At 70.5% G+C, this 1,974-nt stretch carries 1 protein-coding gene; it reads right to left on the reverse strand.

The features are described 5' to 3' along the window. On the reverse strand, positions 1 to 1,974 hold a 1,974-nt coding region (locus H926_RS0105690; RefSeq protein ID WP_022675451.1), incomplete at both ends, for a triple tyrosine motif-containing protein.

Genomic DNA, 1,974 nt, shown 5'->3' on the forward strand with positions numbered 1-1,974 from the left:
GGTCGCGCGCGGCGGCAACCACGTCATCGCCGCGTTCGAGCGCGGCATCGAGTTCGGCCCGCGTGGTGCGATCGAGTGCGCCGCGCGCGGCCACGGCCTGAAACCGCAGGATCAGGCCCTGCACCCCTTGCAGCAGGGTATCGTGCAATTCGCGCGCGATGCGCTCGCGCTCGGCGATCTGGCCCTCGCGCTTGGCCTTGGCGCGCGCGATCAGCACGCCGGTGCGCTGGCGATAGAGCGCCTGGGCCACGAACAGCACCAGCGCGGCAACGGCGAGGCGAAACCAGGTGGTCTGCCAGAATGCCGCGCGAATGGTGAACGTCAGCGCGGCGCCCTGCGGCTGCCAGGCGCCCTCGCGGTCGGTGGTCTGCACGTCAAAGCGATAGGTGCCGGGCGCCAGGTTGGCATAGGAGATATCCTGCGCGGTGCCGTTGGCCACCCAGCCATCGTCCAGCCCGCCAAGCCGCACGCGAAAGCGCCGCTGCGCCGGGGTGGCAAGATCGAGCACGCCATAGCGGATGGTCACCTGCGTCGTCCCCACCGGCAGCGCCAGGCCTGGCCGCGCTGGCCATTCGTGGCCATTGGCGCCCAGCGCGCGCACGAACAGCGAAAAGCGGGTTTCGGGCAGGGGATTGGCCCAGGGCAATGCTTCAAGCACGCCTTGGCGGGTGAGGGCAAAGACGCGATCGTGCCCATCGCGCACGATCTGTTCGCCCGCGCCGGCCTGGGGCAGGGCGATGCGGCGATCGTCATCATCAAACGTGACGTGCGGGATCGGCCGCGTCGGGTTGGCAAAGGCTTGGGTGAGCGCGGCGGTGCTGACCCGCGACAGGCCGTGATAGCCGATCAGCCAGGTCTGGCCAGCGGCGGTGGACACCACCCCGCGCGTATCGAACAGCCAGGGATGATCGCGCGCGTCGAGGATCTGCACGCCCTTGTCATCCAGGCGCAGCAGGCCGGTGGTGCCGCCTATCAGCACATCGTCAGCGCGCACGCTGAGCGTGCCGGGCCGCTCGAACCCGATCTTGCTGCCATCCCAGGTGCTGAGCGCACCATGATCGAGCCGGGCGATGGTGCGCCGATCGAGGATCATGACCAGGCGCCCCTGCCGGTCGAAGGCCAGGCTTTGCGGCTGGCCGAGCCGGGGGTCGAGCGCCACCGGTTCCAGCCGTGCCCCCACCTGGTGCAACAACCCCAGGCCGCTGGGCGAAAGCCACAGCGCGCCAGTGGCATCGGCGGCGCAATCCTTCACTTCCAGCACGTGCCGGGGCAGGGGAAGCGTCTGGCCACGGTGCGGCCCGGCCACCACCTGGGCATGATCCGGGCTGATTGCCCAGACATCGCCATTGGCGCCCGCGCACAGGCCCATGACCCACGGTGGCACCTGGGCCAGCGGGCGCGGCGCCTGGTCGGGATCGATCTGGTACACCGCCGCATCGTTGGCAAGATAGACGCGGCCACCCTGGGCCGTGGCCAGGAGACCGCTGCCGCCGCGCGGCGCCATATTCGGCAGCACGCGCAGCGGTGAGGGAGAAAACCGGTCAAGCCCGCGCTCTGTCCCCACCCAGACATTGCCATCGCGATCAGCCAGGATCGGAGATGCGCGATCAGAGGTCAGGCCCTGCTCCTCGCCGATCCGCTCCACCGCGCCATTGCGCGGCCAGATCGCCACCAGGCCCGAAATCGCCGTGGTGGCCCAGATCCGCCCGAACGGATCGGCTACGGCGCGATAGAAGTTGGCCGGCGGCAGCGCGGTGCCCGGCACGACAAGCCGAGCGGCGGCGCCGCGATCCGGCACGCGGCGCAGACCGTGGGAATCGATGAGATAGAGCGCATCGTCGGGCGCCTGCACCATGGCGCCGCCGCCCGACACGGTGAGCGGCACCGCCGTGGGGTGAAAGGGGCCCGGCCCAATCGGCCAGCGGAACGGCTGCCCGCCCCAGGTGACGAACCACATGTCCCCCTGGCGCGAAA

Source organism: Novosphingobium sp. B-7, assembly GCF_000410615.1.
GTDB lineage: Bacteria > Pseudomonadota > Alphaproteobacteria > Sphingomonadales > Sphingomonadaceae > Novosphingobium > Novosphingobium capsulatum.